Here is a 22,567-nt window from a genome sequence, read left to right as displayed (position 1 = left end):
AAGTGGTTAACTGAATAACACTTAGCGCATTTTTTTTCTGTGTAATCGGGCACTTGTTGTTTGTAATCAGAATCCACCCATTTTTTAGGAGAAAAATCAATGAACCATGCTAAAGCGTTGTGGACCGCAGTCCTACTTGGATTAAGCACTACCCTTGCTGCACAAACAGCCGTTCAACCTTCCGGTGCAGGAACAGCCGGAGATCCGTACCAGATTGCCACACTGGATAACCTGTATTGGGTAACCCAGAACCAGTCATCCTGGAGTGGTTATTTTATTCAAACCGCCAATATCAACGCCTCTGCAACTTCGACCTGGGATGGTGGAGCCGGCTTTACGCCCATCGGAAATGGTTCAACCAACTATTTCACCGGAAGTTACAATGGTAAAGGTCACACGATTACTGGTATTTACATCAACAGACCAACCGTTGATTATGTTGGCGTATTTGGCTTAAGCCATGGCACCGGAAGCATTGATAGCCTTGGGGTAAAAAATGTCAATATAACCGGTAAAAGATATGTGGGCGGACTCATTGGTCTGAATAATAGCAGCACCCGTTCTGTTTCAAATACATACAGTACCGGGACTGTAAAAGGAAACTCAGGAACGGCAGGAGGTCTTGTCGGGAGCAACGGCGGTTCAATAACCAATTCCTATTCAACCTGCAACGTGAGCGGTAGTTCAACAACAATCGGGGGGCTTGTTGGCTTTAACGCCAGTTCGGGTTCAATTTCTAAATCCTTTGCCACCGGAAATGCAACCAGTAGTTCTTTTCAGGTTGGCGGGTTGGTTGGACAAAACAGTGGCACCCTCGCAAATACCTATTCAACCGGAAGGGTAAGCGGTAGTTATTGGGTAGGCGGACTAGTTGGATATAACAATTATTCAGGAGTCATTAATTATTCTTTCGCAACCGGCAATATTCCCGTAAATGATCCCGACACAGGTGGACTTGTCGGTGGGAACGGCTCTGGTGGAACCATTTCGAATTCCTTTTGGGATACCGAAACATCCGGAAAAGCATCGAGTCACGGTGGCACGGGAAAAACGACCGCTCAAATGAAAACTCAATCGACCTTCACCGATGCAGGGTGGGATTTCATCACGGAAACCACCAACGGAACCAATGACATCTGGGAAATTAACGGTACTGATAATTCGGGATATCCCAAATTAACCTGGTGGGTATTTATCCCAACACCGCTTCAAATCACTACTATTCAGCCTGTAAAAAACAAATTAAATGTTCAGACCAATTCCAATATTGAAATCACCTTCGACACCAAGGTTTCCTCTGCAACCGTGCATTCCATTTCCATCCCTCTTATCGGATCGATAAATGGAAATTATTCAGCAACCTATTCACTCAATGTGGATTCGACTCTTTTAACGATCAACCCTGATCAGGATTTTGCTGCAGGTGAAGTAATTACTGTTGTGGTCACCGATTCTGTCAAAAACAAAGAAGGCGGTTCCCTTCAAAAACCTTTGGTCTGGACCTTTTCTGCAAAATCGGATAAAGCAGAAACGTTTGCCCCGGCTGTCAACTATCCTGTAACCGGAAATCCATTCTTTGCGCAGGCAACCGACATGAATGGTGATGGTCATCCGGACCTGGTAACGGCCAATTGGGTGTCTGAAGAAGTCTCCGTGCTGTTAAATGCCGGGGATGGAACGTTCGGATCTGCTAATTCATTCACCATCGGTGGCGTTCCCAATAATTTTTTCGCTGCCGATCTCGATAACGATGGGGATCTTGATTTTATTTCGGTGAACACCGATGATGACAATGATATTTCCGTCCTGATCAATAATGGAGATGGAACCATTGCCAGTCCGGTAAAATATCCGATCGGGGATGGAACTTGGACGGCAACAGCAGGCGACATTGATGGCGACGGAGACATTGATCTGATTTCAGGAAATTCCTGGGCATACACCCTTTCGGTTTTTCCGAATAATGGCAATGGAACCTTTGCCGAAAAAGTAAACTTTGAAACCAACAATAATACCTCATTTATCACATCATCCGATGTAGACAATGACGGCGATCTTGATCTGGTAACGGTTAATTATTGGGAAAACAATGGAACGGTTTTTAAAAACAACGGATCCGGTTCTTTCGATGGCGGAACCGATTTTTCAATTGGTCTTAAAGTCGGATCGCTGACCTCGGGTGATGTCGATTCGGATGGTGACGCAGATATCATTACCACCAGTTATGGTGACAGCCTTGTTTCTGTGCTTTTAAATAATGGATCCGGATCCTTTTCCGGTCAGGTAAACTATCATGCAGGCGGGGCCTGGGGTGTGGTTGCCAGCGACATTGATGGCGATGGAGACCTAGACATACTGACCCGGAATTATCCTGCTGACCGGTTTTCCATTCTGAGAAACTACGGAAATGGCTCCTTTGCCCCGGAAAAGACCGTTGGAGCGGCCGACACACCGGCATGGATCTACACAGCCGATCTGGATGGCGATGGCGATCTGGATGTCATCGTGCCGAATGATGAATCCAATTCGGTATCGGTCTTTATCGCCGGACTGTTCCCGGAAGGCACCAATGAAACCGCCGGTGAATTTTCCGATGCGACCTACAATTCAACCACGTCACTCACCGGAAATGTAACCGTTACCGGCACGCTTACGGTTGGCGGACAAATTACCACTGGTTCAAACACGATTGATCTGGGGACAACCGGTTTATTATCCGGCGAAACATCGGCCAATTACATTCAGGGGTCGGTGCAGGCCACACGGGTGATTTCATCCTCTCAATCCAACATCGGCGGAATGGGTATCTCAATCGATCCGCAGTCGAATAATCTTGGAGCCACCACCATCAAGCGCGAAACCGGAACCTCGGAACACCAGGATGGTATCAAACAGGTATGGACCATTACTCCGCAGACCCAACCCTCCGGACCGGTCACCGTTACACTCTCGTGGCCGTCCTCCAATGACAATGGAGTGAACCTGGCCGATCTGGTGGTGTTTAAAAGCGGCGATGGCGGAGAGAACTGGGATGTGGTGACCGCCGTTTTAAACACCGATTCCGATCCGCGAACCGCGACTTTCACCATTACCTCCTTCTCAGTATTTACTCTCGGGGAAACCGGTTCACTTCCGGTTGAACTGGCCGGCTTTTCTGCTGAGGCTTTTGGAGACCGCGTGAATCTGAAATGGTCCACCGCAACCGAAACCAACAACAGCGGCTGGGAAGTGGAAATGCAGGAGTCAGGAGTCAGGAGTCAGAAGTCAGAATGGATGGCTGTTGGTTTTGTTCCGGGCAAGGGAACGACCACTGAACGTCAGAATTACTCATATTCTGTTTCCGATCTAAAAACGAAGCAGGTCAGTTTCCGTCTGAAACAGATCGACAATGATGGCACGGTTTCCTATTCACAGATCCTGTCGGTTGACCTGAAACCGAGTGTTTTTGCACTTGAACAGAATTACCCGAATCCGTTTAATCCGGTTACAGTGATCAGCTACCAGTTACCTGTAAAAAGCAAGGTGAGCCTGAAGGTGTATGATGTCACCGGCCGGTTAATCACAACACTCGTGGATGGTCAGGTTGAAGCTGGTTTCCATTCGGTTACTTTCAACGCAGCCGGACTGGCCACCGGGGTTTATCTCTATCAGATCGAAGCCGGTTCCTTCCGGTCGGTCAGGAAACTCACGCTGGTGAAGTAACTCTTCTTACTGCCTCTGTAAAGAAACGGCTGTCCGGGTTAACCGGGCAGCCGTTTTTTATTTTACCCCCTGCCGGAATCTGTGCCCGTCCTCACGCCGGACAAGAAAATAGGTACTTCTACCTAGAAGAATAGGTACTTCTGCCTATTCCCACGATTTCGAAATCCTCGCATCTTCACAGCACAGGATTCTGCACCACAAGGGCACTCCTTCAGATTTTTAACAACTATGAGGCTAAAATGAAAAAACTGGTAAAGTCCATGATGCTGAGTGCCGTTTTCAGTATCCTGATGGCAGCGGGCTCCTTCGCTCAGTCAGACCGTTCAACGGCTCCGTCCGTTTCACCAACCACTGCTGTCATGGCAGCAGGAAATTTTGACGCACAGGCCTGGTATTATTCAGGCGGGTATGTAAACAATGTAACCACCGCCGATGTGAATGGTGATGGAAAGCAGGATATTGTTGCCTCCAATGACTTCGATGAGAATCTGATCGTTGTTTTACTGGGAAATGGGGATGGTACCTTTCAGAAACGAACCGGCTTCTCAACTGGTTCGTCCGTGTCCTACCTGGCGGTTGCCGATCTGAACGGCGACGGAAAACAGGATGTCGTGACAGCCGATGATGGTAGCAATCAGGTGAATGTTCATCTGAATCAGGGAAGCAGCCTGTATTCCACAAAAACATCATACGCCACCGATGATTGGCCCAATACCCTCGTCCTGGCCGATCTGGATGGCGATGGGGATAAGGATATTGCAACAGCCAATTATACCGGGGGTACTCTATCCATTCTGAAAAACAATGGAGACGGAACATTTGCAGCAAAATCGGATCATCCTGTCGGATCCGATCCATACATAATCAAAGCCGGTGACCTCGATGGCGACGGGGATATTGACCTCATCAACACCTATGAGTATTCAGATGTGATTTCGGTGTCGAAAAACAACGGAAACGGAACCTTTGCCGCCTTTGTCGATTACACCGGCGGGTCGACCCTTCGCGGATTGGCACTTGCCAACATCGACGGGGATTCTGATCTGGATATCATTGCTTCTGACTTTGATTCGAACAATTTCCGGATTTTTACCAACAATGGCAGTGGTGTGTTTACGGCCAGTGCCGGTCCGGCGTTTTCCGGTGGTCAGGATGGGATTCTTGCCACCGATGTGGATGGGGATGGAGATTTCGACCTGGTGGCAGAAGTTGGTGCCAAAATTTCAATTGCACTGAACAATGGAGCAGGCTCTTTTGCAACTCCTGTCAATTACCTGACGCTGGATACGATTGTATCCGAAGGGGGAGCAGCCGATTTTAATGCTGACGGGAAAATAGATCTGGTTTTTCCCATGTATGATCCTTCCGATATAACAACTCGTGTCATGGTTTTCCTGAATGATAAACCGGTTTTCCCGACCATTTCATCTCATTCCCCAACCAAACACCAATTGGATATCAGTGCCTCTGCCGATATAACCATCACTTTCAGCCGTGATATGAACAGCGGCACCTTTACCAATTCAACGATTCTGATATCCGGTTCAATATCGGGTGTTCATCCGGCCACTTTTTCTTATAACTCTGGTACAAAAGTCCTGACAATCAATCCGACCAGCGATTTTAAACCGGGCGAAGTGGTTACTGTATTGGTCAGTACCGGTGTTAAAACCGCAGATAACGCGGCGCTTTCCAAGGAATATCAGTTTTCCTATACCGTTGCAACTGCAAACAGCACTGGAATCCTGACATCTAAAACCGATTTTACAACCGGCTCAACACCCAATCAGGTTTTGACTGCTGATCTGGATGGCGATGGAGATGCCGATGTGGTGACTGCCAATTACGAAGCAAATACAATTTCTGTCTTATTGAACAATGGCAGTGGTGCTTTGGGAACCAAAACCGATTATGCCACTGGTTCCCGTCCTTCAGGCTTTGATGCAGCCGATATTGATCTGGATGGCGATCTGGATCTGGTGGTTGCCAACTACTGGGATAACACCTATTCCATTTTTAAAAACAATGGCAACGGTACCTTCGCTGCTCAGGTGAGTGAAGCAGGTGGCGATAGCCCGTACGGAATTGCAATTGCCGATATTAATGGGGATAAATATCCGGATTTGCTGATCACCAGTAACAGCAGTTCATCGGGTGCGCCGGTAAACTTTTTCTCAAATGATGGTGATGGGACTTTTACGTTGTCAGCCACGTTTGACGGTTCTGCCAACATGTACAACATTGTTGCCGGTGATGTGAATAATGACGGGTTTCCCGATGCCATGTATACCTCGGAAAGGGGAAGCAGTTGGTATTACCCGATCAACAATTCGGATGGTACTTTTTCGAGCAGGTATCAGGATATTCAGGATCTCGATTCGAGGGGACTTGTACTTGCCGATCTGAATAACGATGGCTATCTGGACCTCGTGAAAGTCGATAACTACTACGAAAAAGCCATGGTCCTGCTCACATCAGGCGGTAATTTTGCGTCTTCATCAGTTGATTACTCGATTGGTAATGCCCCCGAAGGTATCACTGCTGTTGATATTGATGGCGACGGGGATCTTGATCTCGTGGCTGTGAATTCCGGAGATGACAACATTTCTGTGCTGAAAAATAACGGCAACGGCACCTTTGCTGCCAAAGTCGATTATGCGGTGGGCAACAATCCGAAAAACATTGCCTTTGCCGATATGGATGGCGATGGAGATGCCGATTTTGTGGTCACCAATTATGATGACAATACGGTGTCGGTATATATGAATGGCGCACCTCCTCCCGTCATTTCATCGGTCAGTCCGACAATCAATGCGATTGATGTTGCCAAATCCTCCTCCATCACGGTCACCTTCGATAAAGCCATGAACAGTGGCAGCCTCACCACCAGCACCATTCAGGTGACCAGTCAGGTGAAAGGAAAGGTGCCGGGTTCAGTTTCTTATAATTCCGGCAACATGACGGCTACTTTTGATCCGACTACCGATTTTGTTGCAGGTGATGTGGTGACTTTTGCCATCACATCGGGCGTACAAAGCAGTGATGGCGCCTCCCTGTTGGCGACCAAATCTTATCGCTTCACCGTTGGATATGATGGTGGCGGTGAATTCGGAAGTTCAGCCACCTACAGCCTGGGCTCCTTCCCGGGCCATATCACAACCACCGATGTGGATAGTGATGGTGATCTGGATATTGCTGTTGTCAATTATGGAAATACAAATGTCTCTGTATTAAAAAACAACGGCGATGGTACCTATGCTGCCCGCGTGAACTATACGACTGGCTCGGGACCTGTTGGCATTACCACTGCCGATGTGAATGGAGATGATCATCCCGATCTGGTGGTGACCAACAATGGAGCTGCCTCGGTTTCTGTATTTATCAATAACGGAGACGGAACGTTTGCTACCAAAGTGGATTATTCCACTGGTACCAACCCGGTAATTGTGAGCAGTGCCGATGTGGATAACGATGGGGATCTGGATTTGGCTGTCTCCAACAACGGATCATCAACCATTTCCGTCCTGAAGAACAATGGCAACGGTACCTTTGCCTCCAAGGTTGATTACCCGACTGGCACAAGTCCGGTTGGAAGCGGATTTGCCGATTTCAACAATGATGGCCTTCCCGACCTGGTATCGTCCAATCAGTCGGCCAACACCATTTCAATCCTGCTCAATACCGGAGCCGGAGCCTTTGGAACCAAAACCGATTATGGGACGGGTTCGTCACCGCAGAACATTACCCTGTCCGATCTGGATGCCGATGGGGACATCGACGTTACTGTCACCAATAACAGTTCCGCTTCCATATCTGTCCTTAAAAACAATGGCAATGGAACCTTTGCAACAAAAGTTGACTATACGACAGGTGCCAATCCGTTCGCAATCACCTCTGCCGATATGGATGGGGATGGGGATATCGATGTAATGGTTACCAATTTTGGAGCCTCAACGGTCTCGGTTTTTGCAAACAATGGCAATGGTACCTTTGCTGCCAAATCAGACAAAACGGTGGGTGGCAACTCCTATGGAATTACCGCAGGAGATGTGGATAGCAATGGAACAGCCGATGTGATCACTGCAAATAACAACACCAGCAATCTGACCATTTTGCTAAACCTGGTACCGCCCACCGTCACCTCGGTGACCCCATCAAAAAATGCGGTGAATATTGCAGCCTCCGCATCTGTGTCCGCAGTTTTCAGCAAGGCCATGGACAGCAATACCCTGACTGCCTCCACGGTGGTAGTAACCGGTTCACACACCGGCAGGAAAACAGGGACCATTTCCTATAATTCAGGAAACAATACGCTCACATTCGATCCGACCTCCGACTTTAAAACGGGTGAAGTGGTGTCGGTGACACTGACCAGTTCGGTTAAAAGTTCGGATAATGCAAGCCTGGATGATTATGTATGGAGCTATACAGTTGCCGGAACCAGCGGAGGTGAATTCGGAAGCACAAACACCTACTCACTGGGAACCCAGCCGGGACATATCCTCTCTTCCGATTTTGATGGTGACGGTGATCTCGATCTGGCTGCCGTCAATTATGGCAACGACAACGTTTCCGTTCTTTTAAACAACGGCAATGGAACCTTTGCAGACCGGGTGAATTATACCACCGGTGATGCCCCGATTGGTTTAGCTGCCAGTGATGTGGATGGGGATGGGGATGTCGATCTTCTGGTTCCGAATAACAATACCACCACGCTCTCTGTTCTTAAAAACAATGGGGATGGTACGTTTGCTGCCAAGGTGGATATCACAACCGGATCCAATCCGCTGATTCCTGCCACCGCCGACTTTGATGGAGATGGTGATCAGGATGTCGCCGTGACCAATTTCGGTTCCTCCTCGATTTCTGTTCTGATGAATAACGGAACGGGTACCTATGCAGCCAAAGTCGACTATTCCACGGGAACTCAGCCGGTTGGATTGTCGGCTGCCGATGTGAACGGAGATGGCCATGTCGACCTCGTGGGTGCCAATTATGGCAATTCAAATGTGTCGGTCTACGTGAATAATGGAAATGGTACTTTCGCCGCGCGCATTAATTACACCGTTGGAACCAATCCGCAAAACCTGACATTGGGTGACATGGATGGGGATGGTGACATGGATATCATTTCTGCCAACTGGACAGCCGGTTCATTTTCCATTCTGAAAAACAATGGGGATGGAACCTTTGCTGCCAAAACCGATTATACCGCGGCGACCAATCCTTATGTGGCCCGGGTTGCCGACATCGATGCCGATGGAGACCTGGACGTTCTCATTTCCAACTTCAGTTCCAATTCGGTGTCGGTATTTAAGAATCAGGGAACCGGAACGTTCGATGCCAAAACAGATAAGGCAGTGGGGGCTGTTCCTTACGGGATGAATACAGGTGATGTCGATGGCAACGGAAGCATCGATATGTTCACTGCCAATAACACCGGATCGACCATTACGGTATGGTATAATGCCCCCAATCCGGTAGTATCGTCTGTGACTCCTGCACAAAATGGTCTCAATGCAGCCCCATCCGCCTCTCCGGCTGCGACCTTTGACCAGGCCATGAGTTCCGGCACGTTTTCAACTTCCACCGTCCGCGTTTCGGGTTCGCAGTCTGGATATCATACCGGAACGTTGAGTTACGACAACGGAACCTTCACCACCACTTACAATCCGGAAACCGATTTTATGGCGGGTGAAGAAGTAACGGTAACGATCAAATCATCAGTTGAAAGTTCGTTTGGTTCCAACATGGAACAGGCTTTCACCTGGACCTACATCGTCGATGCCGATTCTTCAGGAACCTTTGCCTCGGCGGTATCCATGGAAGCCGCATCCAATCCATCAGCCGTTACCGCTGCCGATCTGAACAATGACGGATATCCCGATGTGGTGACTGCCAATTATATTGGTAGTTCGTTATCGGTTTTCCTCAGCAAGGGAGACGGAACCCTGAATGCAAAAACCGATCTCGGTGTCGGAACCAATCCGTGGGGTGTTCATGCTGTTGATGTGGATGGTGATGGTGATCTCGATCTGATCTCAGCCAATTCCCTGAACAGCACCTTGTCGCAATTTAAGAACAATGGCAACGGAACCTTCGCAGCAAAAACCGATATCACCACAGGTAATTCACCCTGGGGAGTAACCTCTGCTGATATCGATGGCGATGGCGACATGGATCTGATCACCGGTAATTATTATGAGCATACCATCGGCGTTCTTAAAAACAACGGTGACGGAACCTATGCCGCCATGGTGACCTACTCCTCCGGACAGAAACCTTTCAACATGGTCATGACCGATGTGGATAAGGACGGCGATCTGGATGTAGTTGCCTCGACCTGGGACTCCTCCACCCTGACCGTTCTCAAAAACAACGGCGACGGAACCTTCGCTGCAAAGGCGGAATATGGTGCCGGTGGAAAACCACGCGGTCTTTCTGCAGCCGATTTTAATGGCGATGGCCATGTTGATCTTGTAACCGCCTGTTTCTTCCCGGAAAGTAAGCTTTCCGTTCTGATGAACAACGGTGACGGAACATTCGCCTCCTCGGTTTCCTATGGCTCTGCGGCCAAACCCGATGGGGTGGCCACAGCCGATATCGATGGCGATGGCGACATGGATATCCTTGCTGCCTGCAGCGATGCCAACGCCGTTTACATCCTGAAGAATGCCGGAAATGGCACCTTTGGAAACGGTGAATCGAAAGGAACAGGCGGCTATCCCTCCGATGTGGTTGCAACCGATCTGGACCGCGATGGCAGTATGGACCTGGTCAGTTCCAATTATTCAGGTGGGTCCATTTCCATCATCATGAACAATTCGGGTAACAATGCCTCCAGCGGTACATTTGCCAATGTGACTTACAGTGCTCCAACCTCCCTTTCCGGTGACCTCGATGTGACCGGTACGCTCACCGTCGGAGCCCAGATAAACACCAGTGGCAACACCATCAACCTCGGAACAACCGGTACCCTCACCGGAGAGACACCGGCTAACTACATCGTTGGTACCATTCAGACCACCCGCGAAATCACAACTTCCCAGAACAACATCGGCGGATTGGGAATTTCCATCGATCCGCAGTCAAATAATCTGGGCAATACCGTGATCAAACGGGAAACAGGGTCTTCTGAACATCAGGATGCCATTAAACAAATCTGGACCATCACCCCGCAAACTCAACCAAGCGGACCGGTCACGGTTACCCTTACCTGGCCATCCACCAACGACAATGGCGTGAATCTGGCCGATCTGGTGGTGTTTAAGAGCGGTGACGGTGGCGAGAACTGGGACATTGTAACGGCTGAGATCAATACCTCAACCGATCCGCGGACTGCCACGTTCACCATAACCTCATTCTCCATTTTCACATTGGGTGAAAGTTCTTCTCTTCCGGTTGAACTGGCTTCCTTCTCCATCGATGTGAATGGTCCTGCCGTTCATCTGAAATGGATGACCTCGACCGAAACCAACAACAGCGGGTGGGAAGTGGAAATGAAAACCAAAGGTTCGGTGGTTGAGCAGAGTCGAAACCACACAGAAGAAAGCAGCTGGGAGAAAGTGGGCTTTGTTGCCGGAAAGGGAACGACCACCGACGCTCAAACGTATTCTTACACCGTTTCAGGAATCAAGGCCAACCGGGCTGAATTCCGCCTGAAACAGATCGATACGGATGGTTCGTTTACCTACTCGCACATCCTGTCGGTTGACCTTAAACCGTCCGACTATGAACTAGCTCAGAACTTCCCGAATCCGTTCAACCCGGTAACGATGATCAGTTACCAGGTACCAGTGAGCGGCGAAGTGAGTCTGAAGGTGTATGATGTAACCGGCCGGTTGGTCAGTACACTGGTCAATCAGTCGGTTGAAGCCGGATTCCATTCGGTCTCCTTCAACGCATCGGGACTTTCCAGCGGATTGTACTTCTATGTGCTGGAAGCCGGTTCCTTCCGGTCGGTTAAGAAACTGACGTTGCTGAAATAAGAGAAGCTGTACGTAAAGCCGCAAAGACGCTAAGTTATTTAATAACATATACTTAGTGTTCTTTGCGGCTTTTATTTTTCAACACTCTCTGTGTAACAACATGTGTTGTGACTGATAGCCCGGGACCAATACAAGCAACCCTTACATGGCAGAAACCACCCGCCGGTGATAGTTAATCTGACCAAGATGGTAATTCAGGTGGCCATTCAGGTGAATCAGAAAATAACCACTTTTCATTGGTTTCTTAAAAACCTCAATAGGGTATAGTTCTTCTAAATCCGTTTCCGGCATGCTAATCAGTCCCGCCAATGCCGCCTCTTTTGCAGCAACCACTTTTTCGACCACCTGTTCCTTCGTCAGGCCATTCATCGAAAATTCTGACTCGCGGTCCCTGGTATAATCTGCCTTCCCGATTAACTTACCAATAAACAAGTGAATATTGCCAGCCAGGTGCAAAGCCAGGTTTCCGCCCGTATTTGTGGTTCCGGGAAGAACCTTCCACAGACTTCCATCATCCGGGTACAGGCCGATTTCCTCAATCAACCTGTTAATATCCCTTTCAAACAGTTGTTCAAGCCAGAGCAGCGTGCCAGTCTTTGTCATCGGATCGTCTCGGGAATTGGTTGATTTTCCGGAATAAATTTCATCGAAACCGAGTTCACACAATGCCGGGTGTTTTTGCGTGTAAATCCCTCACCCAGAAACACATGTCCCAGATGTCCTCCGCAATTCGAACAGAGAATTTCCGTCCGCTCACCATCGGCATCGGTTTGCCGGATAACGGCCCCCGGAATTTCATCATCAAAGCTCGGCCACCCGCAGTGCGACTCAAATTTATCGGCCGACTGGTAAAGCGGCAGGTTGCACCGGCGGCAGACATAGGTACCCGGTTCCTTCAGATGGGTATACTCGCCGGTGAAGGCCCGTTCGGTTCCTTTATGGATCAGAACATAGGTTTCGAACTCATTAAGCGGATTGTAGGACCGGCTGGTGTCGGCGGTGACGACCGCAGAATCCTTTACCTGTGCCGAGGTGCAGGAAACCATTGCCAATACCAGGCAACCCACGACCAACCCTGCTTTCAATCCACGGATTTTTTTAACTGACTGATTCATTTCTGTCTTATTCACTTTCTGGTTTTCTGATGGTTTCCGGCAGAACAGCTCCTTCCGGAAAGAACCGCATGGAAATGGAATTCACACAATGGCGGGTATTTTTTCTGGTGAACCGTTCACCCAGAAAAACATGCCCCAGATGCCCATCGCAATTGGAACACAAAATCTCGGTCCGGTAGCCGTCCCGGTCGGTTTCCCGGCGGACTGCACCCGGAATCTCGTCATCGAACGACGGCCAGCCACAATGGGAATCGAATTTATCAGACGACCGGTAAAGAGGCTGATTGCATTGCCGGCACAGATAGGTTCCGGCTGAATGGTTCGTGGTGTATTCCCCGGTAAACGGGTATTCGGTTCCCTTTTGAAGAATCACCCGTGCTTCTGCCGGGGTTAACGCGTTAAAACTGACTTTTTTCATGGTGGTTTTCCTTATTGGTCGTCTGGTCTGGCTTTTACTTACAAACAAAAGGGGGACTCTGCCGGTTTCATTTACCCCGCCGTGACCTTTCCGGGGAAAATCGCTACTTTTATCCCATGAATCAGTCCCCTAAAAAACCCAACGAGACCCGCCCCGACTGGGCTCCCGATCAACCAGATGATGCATTTGCGGTCAGAGTGGTTTCCGGTGTGGATGGCGGTCATGATGGACTGCCAGCCTCTGCACCACGCGATGCAGCACAGGCTTCATCCAAGCGACGACCCGACCTGTCCGTTGAAGACCATGTGAAAGGCGTTCTTGCCAATGAACGAACCGTTCTGGCCCGCACCATCACCCTGATCGAAAGTGCCAGTCCGCATCATCAGCAAAAAGCCCGGGCAGTTCTCGAACAACTTCTGCCACATGCTGGCCGTTCCATCCGGGTTGGAGTGTCGGGCGTTCCCGGTGCAGGAAAGAGCACCCTGATCGAGGCTCTTGGCATGTACCTCATCAGTCAGGGACACCGGGTGGCCGTTCTGGCGGTGGACCCAAGCAGCACGGTGACCCGCGGCAGCATCCTGGGTGATAAAACCCGCATGGAACAACTTTCCCGCGAACCCAATGCATTCATCCGTCCTTCGCCAAGCGGCGGAACCCTCGGTGGGGTCGCACGGAAAAGCCGCGAAACCATCACAGCCTGCGAAGCAGCGGGTTACGATGTCATTTTAATGGAAACGGTCGGAGTCGGTCAGAGTGAAATCACCGTCAGAAGCATGGTCGATTTTTTTATGCTGGTTCTGATTGCCGGCGGCGGAGATGAACTTCAGGGAATAAAAAAGGGAATCATCGAAATCACCGATGCAGTGGTGATTAACAAAGCCGATGGTGACAACATCCAGCGGGCGAAACTGGCCGTTGCCGATTACGCCCGGGCCCTTCACTGGCTGAAACCTGCCACCCGCGGCTGGGAAACCACCGCTTACCGGTGCTCGGCGGTGACCGGTGAGGGAATTTCTGACTTATGGGAAACCATTCTCCGGTTCGGGAAAATCACCCGTGAAAACGGTCAGTTCGATGAAAGACGACGGCAGCAGACCGTGGAATGGGTCCGGCAGATGATAGCCGATCACCTCATGGATGCCTTCTATCATCATGAGGCAGTAAAATCCATGCTGGATGAAGTGGATAGTCAGGTTCAATCCGGCAGTTTGCTTCCCTCTGCCGCTGTGGACCGGTTGCTCGGCGCCTTCCGGTCGGGTTCATAAAAGAACCGGCTGAGTGACCCGGATGAACCAGATCCCGGATTCCCTTCGGGCCCGATTCCCTCTTTCCTCTCCTCAAAAAAAAACCGGCCATTCAGCCGGTTTTTCCTTTCAGATCATTTTTTCTTCGATGGCTTCGCAGCCGGTTTGGCCTTTTCCGGCTTGTCAGCCGCCTTTTTCTTCGCAGCAGGCTTGGTGACCGGCTTTTTCTTTGCGGCCAGCTTCTGCGCTGTGGCACCCTTTTTAGGCTTCTTAGCCGGTTCAATCATCGACTGAACCAGTTCCTGATACCGGTACCCCGACTGACCCACCTGACGGATGGATGCAGACAAGGCCTGGTCAACTGACTTTTGCAGGTTTTCATCTGGACGGTCTGTGCCCGCCTCCAACTCAGTCAGAAGCAAACGGGTCAGCGATAACCAGGACACCATTTCATCCATCGATTCCTTGTTGAACCAAAGGACATCATTGTGCAGGTTAATCTGCAGGAACGGACGGATATGTTCCAGAGTCAGTGTCAGGGCTGTGGCTTGTGTCCATCCTTCAGCCCTGTGATTCCGGAACCGGTTGCTGAGCGTGCACATGGCCTGGAAGACCATGCCGTACCGCCAGGCATCATGATCACTGTATCCCGATTCACGCAGGGATTTTGTAAGAGTTTTAGTCAGATAAAAGGCATCACAGGCTGGTTTGTAGTCCGTTCCCGGCAAATTCCACCGATCAATCTGATCAGCGAGAAGCCATGGGATCGTCAGGTTCCAGTACAGAGAGGTTTTCTTATCTGATTGGTTTTTCGATCCGATAAAGGATCCAAGGACTGGCATGACTCCCTGATTAACCGGTCGTGACCAATGAATGAGTTTACGGTAAAGATTCAGCACGGCGTCTTTGCCCGATCCTTCCGTTTCACGGTGACCAAACAGGAAGCGAGCCCCATCCCCGATGTGGGACAGCTTCTCATTCAGCGTGTTCAGAATATCCGATTTGGGCTCCATGGTATCAGCACCCGAGGCGTAATACCCGATGGCACCCGGATTGATGGCCTGATACCAGGAATCGAAAATCGGCTTCAGTTTCATTTCGATAATGGCATCCTCAATGGATGGCACTCCCTTTCCATGCAGGAAGTTGGCAATATCCCGGTATGGCATGGCCTCGGTATGGGTTACCTGACGGAATTCCCAGAAAACATGGTACTCGAAGGCCTGCAGATCGAGGTGCATTCCCCGTTCCCATAATTCCTGTGTCGACCGGATAAATTCATTGCCGGTAATGGCATCGCGGAAAATGGTAAACTGGTTGTCATCGCCAACCGGAAGGGCCAGCCCTTGTCCCAGAACCCGCTGGGTCATGTGCCCCTTCGGATCCAGATAGGCCGCCGAGGTGCGCACCCATCCGCTGGTGTGTGCATACCGGTTGTGGAAGACCACCAGTGCCTTCTCATGACCGAACCGATTGCTGAATGCAAACACATCTTCGTTTACCCCGCCATGTCCGGTAAAGAAATCATAGAGTAAAAATTGCTCGACTTCTGCAAAGAGATACCGTTTTTTAATAACCGGGACCAATTCACGCATGTGACGATCGATCAGCCATTGATCGGGTTGTTCGTCCTTATACGCCTTCTTGTACTCCATGCCGTATTTTTCGGAGAACCCTTCAAACTGTCCGTGACCAAACATGGGAAGTCCGGGGAGCGTAGCCATCATGAGCGCCACACCAAAGTACTTGTCCCCTTTTCCGAACTGATTAACGGCAGTTTCTTCATCGGGGTTGTTCATGAAATTGACATACCGTTTCAGAATCTGCGGATTGAACTCCAGGGTGTTTTTAATCAGGTACCGGTAGTTCTGATTATCCTCTTTTTTAAACATGTGCATAAACGCCGAGTTATAGACCCGGTGCATGCCGAGTGTCCGCACGAAATACCCTTCCATCATCCAGAAAGCTTCGGCCAGAAGCAGGGTGTTGGGCACTTCCACGGCAATCCGATCCACCACTTCACGCCAGAATTCAATGGGGAACCACCGGTCAAATTCCTCTTTGGTCATGGCATGTTCCGACCGGCTGGGAATGTCACCACCGGTGCCGGGCAGCGGGAACCACAACCGCTGATAGTGCCGCTTGGCGAGGGTCATGGCTGCATCAAACCGGATGATCGGAAACATTCTGGCCACATGAATAATGGTCTGAATCACCTTTTCCCGCACTTCAGCTTTCAGATAATTCAGCTGTGCCGTGTCGTTCCAGGGAAAACTGGTGCCATCGTTTCCATGAAGGATATACCGGACGTCTCCGGTCCAGCGATCCACCCGTTTAAAAGTTACCGCGGCATCGGTGCGGTCCCAGTATCCATCTTCAATGTAGAGACCGATCCGGGGATCATTGCTCAGATCCACGCCATTATACCGGTAATTCGGATAGGGAGGATAAGGCAGCGACAGGAACAGATCGGGCTCGTTCATGACCCAGGAGGAATCGATTCCCATGTGATTCGGAACCATATCACTGGCCAGTCTGATTCCCCTGCCGGCACACCGGTTTCGCAGGTTTTCATATGCCGGGTACCCACCCAATTCATCGGCAATGTCATAATCGTAAAGCGAATAGGCCGACGCCACCGCTTCCGGATTTCCATTGATCTGTTTGATCCGGGCCGAGGCATGACTGCGTTTCCACAAACCGATGAGCCAGAGGGCTGTGATTCCGCGGTTTTGCAAAGCATCGAGTTCCTCATCCGGAATGTCGCTCAAAAAGGTGATGGGACGCTGATACCGTTTGGTCAGCTGATCGAGCCAGACGAAACTTGACTTGGCAATCATGACCACACGCGGCATCCAGTCAGTATCGGGGCTGAATGCTTCGGGCTCATGTTCGAACAGATCCCCGGAAAAGGAGGGCACTTCGGCTGTGATATCCTTGCTGACATTCCATCCGCCCTGTTTGAACAGGAACCATTTTCCTTCTTCGCGGATGTAATCCATGCTGGTGAGCAGCCGAAGCCAGAATGCAGAACCGGAAAGAATGGAACCCCAGTACCGGCGGATAAAATCCAACTGATCCATCAGCGAATTCGGGGCCCGGCGAATGGGCTCATACAACAAATCGATCAGGTTCTGATTATCCGGACCAAATTTCGGTTGTGTTTCAAAAAACGCCTGTGCCGAGGCAATCACTTTCAGATACAGGTCGCCTTCACGCAACTCGGCATCATGAATAATGGGTTTAATGGGTGCGTAACCCGGGTTTTCATTATTCAGCCAGACCATGATCATTTCCTCCAGCATCCAGTGCCGGTTGGGAATGCCATCAATCGATCCGTTCAGGAACACATCGGGTTTCTGTTTGCCGCTGGCCACATCGGGTGGCGGAAACAGTGTGGTGAAATCGAGTAGCAACCGGTCCATCACCGGTTGTGTGAAGGCCCCGTTCAGGTGAGCCAGCAATCCTGCAAAAGCCGTCGGATTCCGTTCCTCCCGGTACATGCCAATCACAAAATGGAGAATTTCGTGAATCAGCCCCATTGCATTCAGATCGGCCGGATTCACATGGCCGCCATCCTTACGCGTGGTATTAATCTGCTCGGCCAGCAACCGGGATTGCTGGAAATTCACAAACAGCACATCTCCCCGGACCGAGAAGAGTTCCTCGCTGATTTTAAATTCCTTGCGTGCTTTTCCTCTGACGTGGAAGTAACGGGTTACGGGTGCAGGGTAGGGTGACATGTAACGTCCTCTGTATCAGTCGGTTGTCGGTTAAATAGCCAGATATTTTTGAATCCACGCCTGCCACCAGGGCCAGTCATGACCGGCGCCCGGGTACAGGTCGAATGTGTACCAGATTCCTTTTTCATAGATCTGATGTACGAAAGCCTCGTTGTAGCCCCGGCAGATATCGTGCTCGCCGGCGGCCAGGATAATCGATTGTTGTTTGAGTCCCTCGAGCTGCGCACCGCTGACACCGGGAAGGAAGTCGGTCGGGCAGTTGAAATAGCAATTGTCATCGAACCATCCCATGATGTAGTCACGGATGGAAAAAATGCCACCCAGGCTGACGACCTTTTTCACCACATCGGGGTAGCGGAATGCAAAATTCACTGCATGGTATCCGCCAAAACTGCATCCGGTAGTGATCAGGTACGGATTGGTGTTTTTATACTGGATGAAGGGAACCACTTCGTTGCGGATGTAGCCGTCGTAAAGGGAGTGCATCCAGGCGCGGTGGGCCGGATGGGCCGAATAGTTGTACCAGGAATCAGAATCAATGCTATCCACACAGAACAATTGAATCCATCCCTGATCCAGATGCCACGAAAGGGCCTGAACCATTCCCCGGTCTTCGTACTCGAAAAACCGGCCCTTGCTGGTCGGAAAGACAATAACCGGTGTTCCCCCGTGACCAAAAACCAGCATCTCCATGTCCCGGCCGAGGCGGCTGCTGTGCCATTGGTGAAATTCCCGGTTCATACCATCCTTTTTAATTTATCCGGTGGTTTTAATATCTTCCCGATAATACAAAATTAAAACAGAATTCGCACCGGAAAGAGGACGAAATGTGCAGAATGGCCGTGTACCGGGGCCCCGCAATCCCCCTGAAACAGGTGATTTACTCACCTTCTCATAATTTCATCCGCCTGGCACAGAAGCCCCGTGAAATGGTCGCCGCCCCGCTGAATGGCGATGGATTCGGACTCGGGTGGTACAATCAGTCTCTCAGTTCAGAACCCGCCCTGATTACCAGCGAGAAACCGCTCTGGCACGATATCAACCTGCCGCGCATCTCCGACAAAATTCTGTCCGATACCATTTTCATGCACGTCCGTGCGGCCAGTCCCGGCCTGCCAGTCCATCAGGCCAACTCCCATCCGTTCCAGTGGGAAAACCTGCTTTTTATGCACAACGGCGTGGTATCCGATTTCAGAAAAGGATTTCTCAGAGCACTCCGTGAACGGATCGCCGATCCATTTTATGAGAACATACAGGGAACCACCGATTCAGAGCACGTCTTTGGTTACTATCTAACCCTGCTGTCCCAATCGGATTCCCGCGATCTGGCTGCAACCATGATTACCCTCATCGATCACCTGAACAGCATGGCCGTCACCCGAAACACCGATCTGGTGCTCAATCTGGCGGTTACCGATGGAAAAACGGTGGTCATCACCAGGTACACCAACATTGAAAAATCAGCGAGTCTGTATTATGCCTCGCAAAGCAAATACTTCCCGGGTGGAATAATAGCTGCCAGCGAAAAACTGTATACCGATGATGACTCCTGGACCGAGTTTCCGCTGAATCAGCAACTCGTGATCGCCGCCGATGGCTCCTGGTCTTTTCAGGCCTTACCCAACCCGTTTTTTGTCGAGGGCATCTTAACCCGGAAGGCCAAGCCTTCCACTCTGCTTGCCTGATCATGTGTGGCCGGTATTCGCTTAAACGATCCGACTTTGCCACCTATGAAGAGTGGATGAATTACCGGAAAAGCCAGTATGACGAGGTCCACTCCAATCCCATTTTCAACGCCGCACCCACCATGTCGCTTCCTGTCATCCGCCGCGAAGGAAACCGTCTGTTCACCGACTGGATGCGGTGGGGTTTGCTTCAGCCCTGGAATAAAACCCGGTCCGATGCCTACAAGACATTCAATGCCCGGTCAGAAACCCTGCTCGAAAAACCCACCTGGAAAAAACCATTTGCCTCTCAGCGATGTCTGGTCATTGCCGATGGATTCTATGAATGGAAAACCAGCGGAAAGAGCAAACAGCCATACCGGGTGTGCCTTAAAAACCGTGATCAGTTTGCCATGGCCGGATTGTTCAATGGGTGGACCGATCCTGAAACAGGTGAATTCCTGTCCACTTTTTCGATTGTAACCACGGCGGCCAATGACTTTATGAAACCCCTTCATGACCGCATGCCGGTCATTCTTCCCGATGAGGCCCATGACGCCTGGCTGGGTTCTCAGCCTGGCAGCGATCTTCTGCACCTGCTGGTGCCATTTCCCGGTGATCAGCTCGATATGTTTCCGGTGACACCAGCCATCGGAAAAGTATCCTATCAGGAGCCCGATTCGGTTTTACCGCTCACCCAATTGCTTTAAATAAAAAAGCCCCGGGGTCTCTGCCGGGCGGCAGAGATGGTCCCAGGGTTTGTGTGTGTGTGAGGTGAGAAAAGGAAAGTCAGGGTTCGCGGTACGACAGGATCTTGTACTGACCGTTTCGTTCCACAACCGAACCAAATAATTTAAACGATCGCTCCGCTCCAGTTGAATCCAGAACCGTCAGCAGACTGTTGGTATGTATCCTGAAAGTTTTAAATTCTTCAACCGGATCTTCGAAGGTCAGCGATTTGAATTGGTAATTTCGTTTCATGTGGTTACCAATCAGGTACAGGCTGCCTTTCAGAATTTTTTTACTCAGATTTTCCCAGATCACATCGGCCTGATCAGGTGTGGCAGCCGGATAATGCAGGTGAAATTCGGGTAACAGCAACTGGTTATGTTCATATTCAGAAATGACCAGATTCCCGATGGCTGCCGTGTCCCCTTCATTCAACGCAGCGATAAAACGGATGGCCACCGAATCCATCGAGGAAACACCAGCCGACAGGGGAACAAAGTCAGACCCGGTTGGCTTGCATCCGATTAAGGCTGTGAACAAAAAACTGATAAAAACGATTTGTTTCATTTAGAAAGATCCGGTGGAGGGTTCCTCCACCAGAAACCTGATTTTTCAGAAATTATTTCTTTGCAAAGTTGGTCCAGTTGGATGTCCAGTTGGTGGTTCCAAAGGCACCGATATACGTGGCAGAAGTGGTAAAGAACCCGTCAGATGGCGGAGTGGCTCCCGTCACGGTGGCAGCCGGAACCGGATTGTTTGATTCAAAGGTCAGAGAACCGAGTTGCGGATCCTGAACTTTTACTCCCCAGGCCGTCAGAAGAGCAGCCACACCAGTGGTATCTCCCTTGAAGGATACTTCATATCCACCTTTATTTGCACCGAATTTATTGTTGAACAGAATCGAATTTTTAACAAAAAGCGAATCACGTTTTGCCTTGTTGACCGATCCGGTTCCGTCAATATTGAATCCATATCCGCGGAAATTGGTCACAATGTAATTATACATTTTTCCTGCTGAGTTCCGGCGGAAGTATAAACCATCGTTGTCATCATCATTGGCTTTTACCGAGGAAGGTGTTCCGGTGGTTGCACCCACAATGGTGGCATTGTAAATCGTCGGCATGGTAAGCGGTGTTGCAGAAGATCCTTTCGAATCATTGTCCACTTCATGACCACGGTTGGCCAATGCGGGATCCTGAATGGCGTAAATGAATTGCAGTTTTCCGGTAAACCCATTGTCAATATCAAAGGAATCATCATCATTACCCGATGATACCAGATACTTGGCATTCACGGTTCCGCCAAACCACTCAAAGCCATCGTCAGCAATAAAGTGAGTCTGCACATATTCAATGGTGGTTCCCGATCCGACTGAATTTAAAGTCAGACCATTGACCTCATTATCAGGAGAAACCTTGGTTCCGCCGAACTCAATCCGCAGATACCGGATTGAACCACTGTTGTCTGCAGAGTTCGGGCTGGCGCCACCACCAAATGTGCCACCATTGCCTTCAGAAGTTCCGATACCACCAGGAAGGTTATTCGTGGATCGACCATTGATGATGATTCCTCCCCAGTCACCACGGGCTTTCGAACCGGCCGCACGCTGAGAGGTAAAAACAACAGGATTGGTTTCCGTACCATTAACTGTCAGTTTACCACCCCTTTTCACGATAAGAGTACCACGGCTGACGAAATCACCGACCACTTTTGTCCCAGCAGGAATTACGAGCTCTCCTCCATCCTCAACCGAAGCAAATCCCTTCAGCAAATAGGTTTTAGATGCAGACAGTTCTACCCGGGAGGTAAAGGGTCCGACAATGACCGTGTCACTGACAATGGGCGTTGTTGAAGCAGCCTCATCAGTGGTTTCTTCTTCGCAGGCCACAAAGGCCAGGGCAGTCATGAGTGAAAAGGCACTCAGTTTGAGCAGTTTGTGCATGGATATCTCCTGTGTTTGTGTA

General features: G+C 50.1%; 12 protein-coding genes. 5 read left to right on the top strand and 7 right to left on the bottom strand.

Annotated elements, in window-relative coordinates:
• Positions 1 to 99: 99 nt before the first annotated feature.
• Together HUU10_09660 and HUU10_09655 are read left to right on the top strand one after the other, a co-directional pair.
• Entirely contained in the window at positions 100 to 3,702 is a 3,603-nt protein-coding gene (locus HUU10_09660) for a VCBS repeat-containing protein (protein NUQ81863.1), read from the top strand.
• 239 nt (positions 3,703 to 3,941) lie between these two features.
• Positions 3,942 to 11,690: a VCBS repeat-containing protein gene (locus HUU10_09655; protein NUQ81862.1), complete on the top strand. Its 7,749-nt coding sequence runs from the start codon at positions 3,942 to 3,944 to the stop codon at positions 11,688 to 11,690.
• Positions 11,691 to 11,831: 141 nt separating this feature from the next.
• On the opposite strand, the gene HUU10_09650 is transcribed toward HUU10_09655, so the two are convergent.
• The 3 genes from HUU10_09650 to HUU10_09640 all read right to left on the bottom strand — a co-directional run bounded on the left by HUU10_09650 (position 11,832) and on the right by HUU10_09640 (position 13,223).
• Entirely contained in the window at positions 11,832 to 12,293 is a 462-nt protein-coding gene (locus HUU10_09650; GenBank protein NUQ81861.1) for a DinB family protein, read from the bottom strand.
• Positions 12,290 to 12,736, bottom strand: coding sequence for a methionine-R-sulfoxide reductase (locus HUU10_09645; protein ID NUQ81860.1), 447 nt, complete (start codon positions 12,734 to 12,736; stop codon positions 12,290 to 12,292). Before HUU10_09645 ends, HUU10_09650 begins: the two co-directional genes overlap by 4 nt.
• Before the next feature lie 76 nt (positions 12,737 to 12,812).
• On the bottom strand, positions 12,813 to 13,223 hold the full coding sequence (locus tag HUU10_09640; GenBank protein NUQ81859.1) for a methionine-R-sulfoxide reductase: 411 nt from the start codon (positions 13,221 to 13,223) through the stop codon (positions 12,813 to 12,815).
• Positions 13,224 to 13,339: 116 nt separating this feature from the next.
• Here HUU10_09640 and meaB point away from each other — a divergent pair, with 116 nt between their 5' ends.
• Positions 13,340 to 14,488, top strand: a complete 1,149-nt coding sequence (gene meaB, locus HUU10_09635) for a methylmalonyl Co-A mutase-associated GTPase MeaB (GenBank protein ID NUQ81858.1) — start codon at positions 13,340 to 13,342, stop codon at positions 14,486 to 14,488.
• Positions 14,489 to 14,601: 113 nt separating this feature from the next.
• On the opposite strand, the gene HUU10_09630 is transcribed toward meaB, so the two are convergent.
• Entirely contained in the window at positions 14,602 to 18,210 is a 3,609-nt protein-coding gene (locus HUU10_09630) for an alpha-amylase (GenBank protein NUQ81857.1), read from the bottom strand.
• A gap of 30 nt (positions 18,211 to 18,240) precedes the next feature.
• The gene (locus HUU10_09625; GenBank protein ID NUQ81856.1) at positions 18,241 to 18,951 is read right to left on the bottom strand and encodes an esterase family protein; all 711 of its coding nucleotides are present in this window, start codon (positions 18,949 to 18,951) and stop codon (positions 18,241 to 18,243) included.
• An 86-nt stretch (positions 18,952 to 19,037) separates the two neighbouring features.
• On the opposite strand from HUU10_09625, the gene HUU10_09620 reads away from it, so the two are divergent.
• Both HUU10_09620 and HUU10_09615 read left to right on the top strand, forming a co-directional pair.
• Positions 19,038 to 19,895: a class II glutamine amidotransferase gene (locus HUU10_09620; GenBank protein ID NUQ81855.1), complete on the top strand. Its 858-nt coding sequence runs from the start codon at positions 19,038 to 19,040 to the stop codon at positions 19,893 to 19,895.
• A gap of 2 nt (positions 19,896 to 19,897) precedes the next feature.
• Positions 19,898 to 20,584, top strand: a complete 687-nt coding sequence (locus HUU10_09615) for an SOS response-associated peptidase (protein ID NUQ81854.1) — start codon at positions 19,898 to 19,900, stop codon at positions 20,582 to 20,584.
• Between the two features lie 79 nt (positions 20,585 to 20,663).
• Here the strand turns inward: HUU10_09615 and HUU10_09610 are convergent, their stop codons facing one another.
• Together HUU10_09610 and HUU10_09605 are read right to left on the bottom strand one after the other, a co-directional pair.
• A complete protein-coding gene (locus HUU10_09610) occupies positions 20,664 to 21,170 on the bottom strand; it encodes a hypothetical protein (protein NUQ81853.1) in 507 nt (168 codons plus the stop codon).
• Positions 21,171 to 21,222: 52 nt separating this feature from the next.
• Positions 21,223 to 22,545: a T9SS C-terminal target domain-containing protein gene (locus HUU10_09605; GenBank protein ID NUQ81852.1), complete on the bottom strand. Its 1,323-nt coding sequence runs from the start codon at positions 22,543 to 22,545 to the stop codon at positions 21,223 to 21,225.
• Positions 22,546 to 22,567 lie beyond the last annotated feature (22 nt).

The organism is Bacteroidota bacterium, assembly GCA_013360915.1.
GTDB lineage: Bacteria > Bacteroidota > JABWAT01 > JABWAT01 > JABWAT01 > JABWAT01.
The sequence above is the reverse complement of the archived record's forward strand: the minus strand, read 5'-3'. Positions and strand labels throughout refer to the sequence as shown.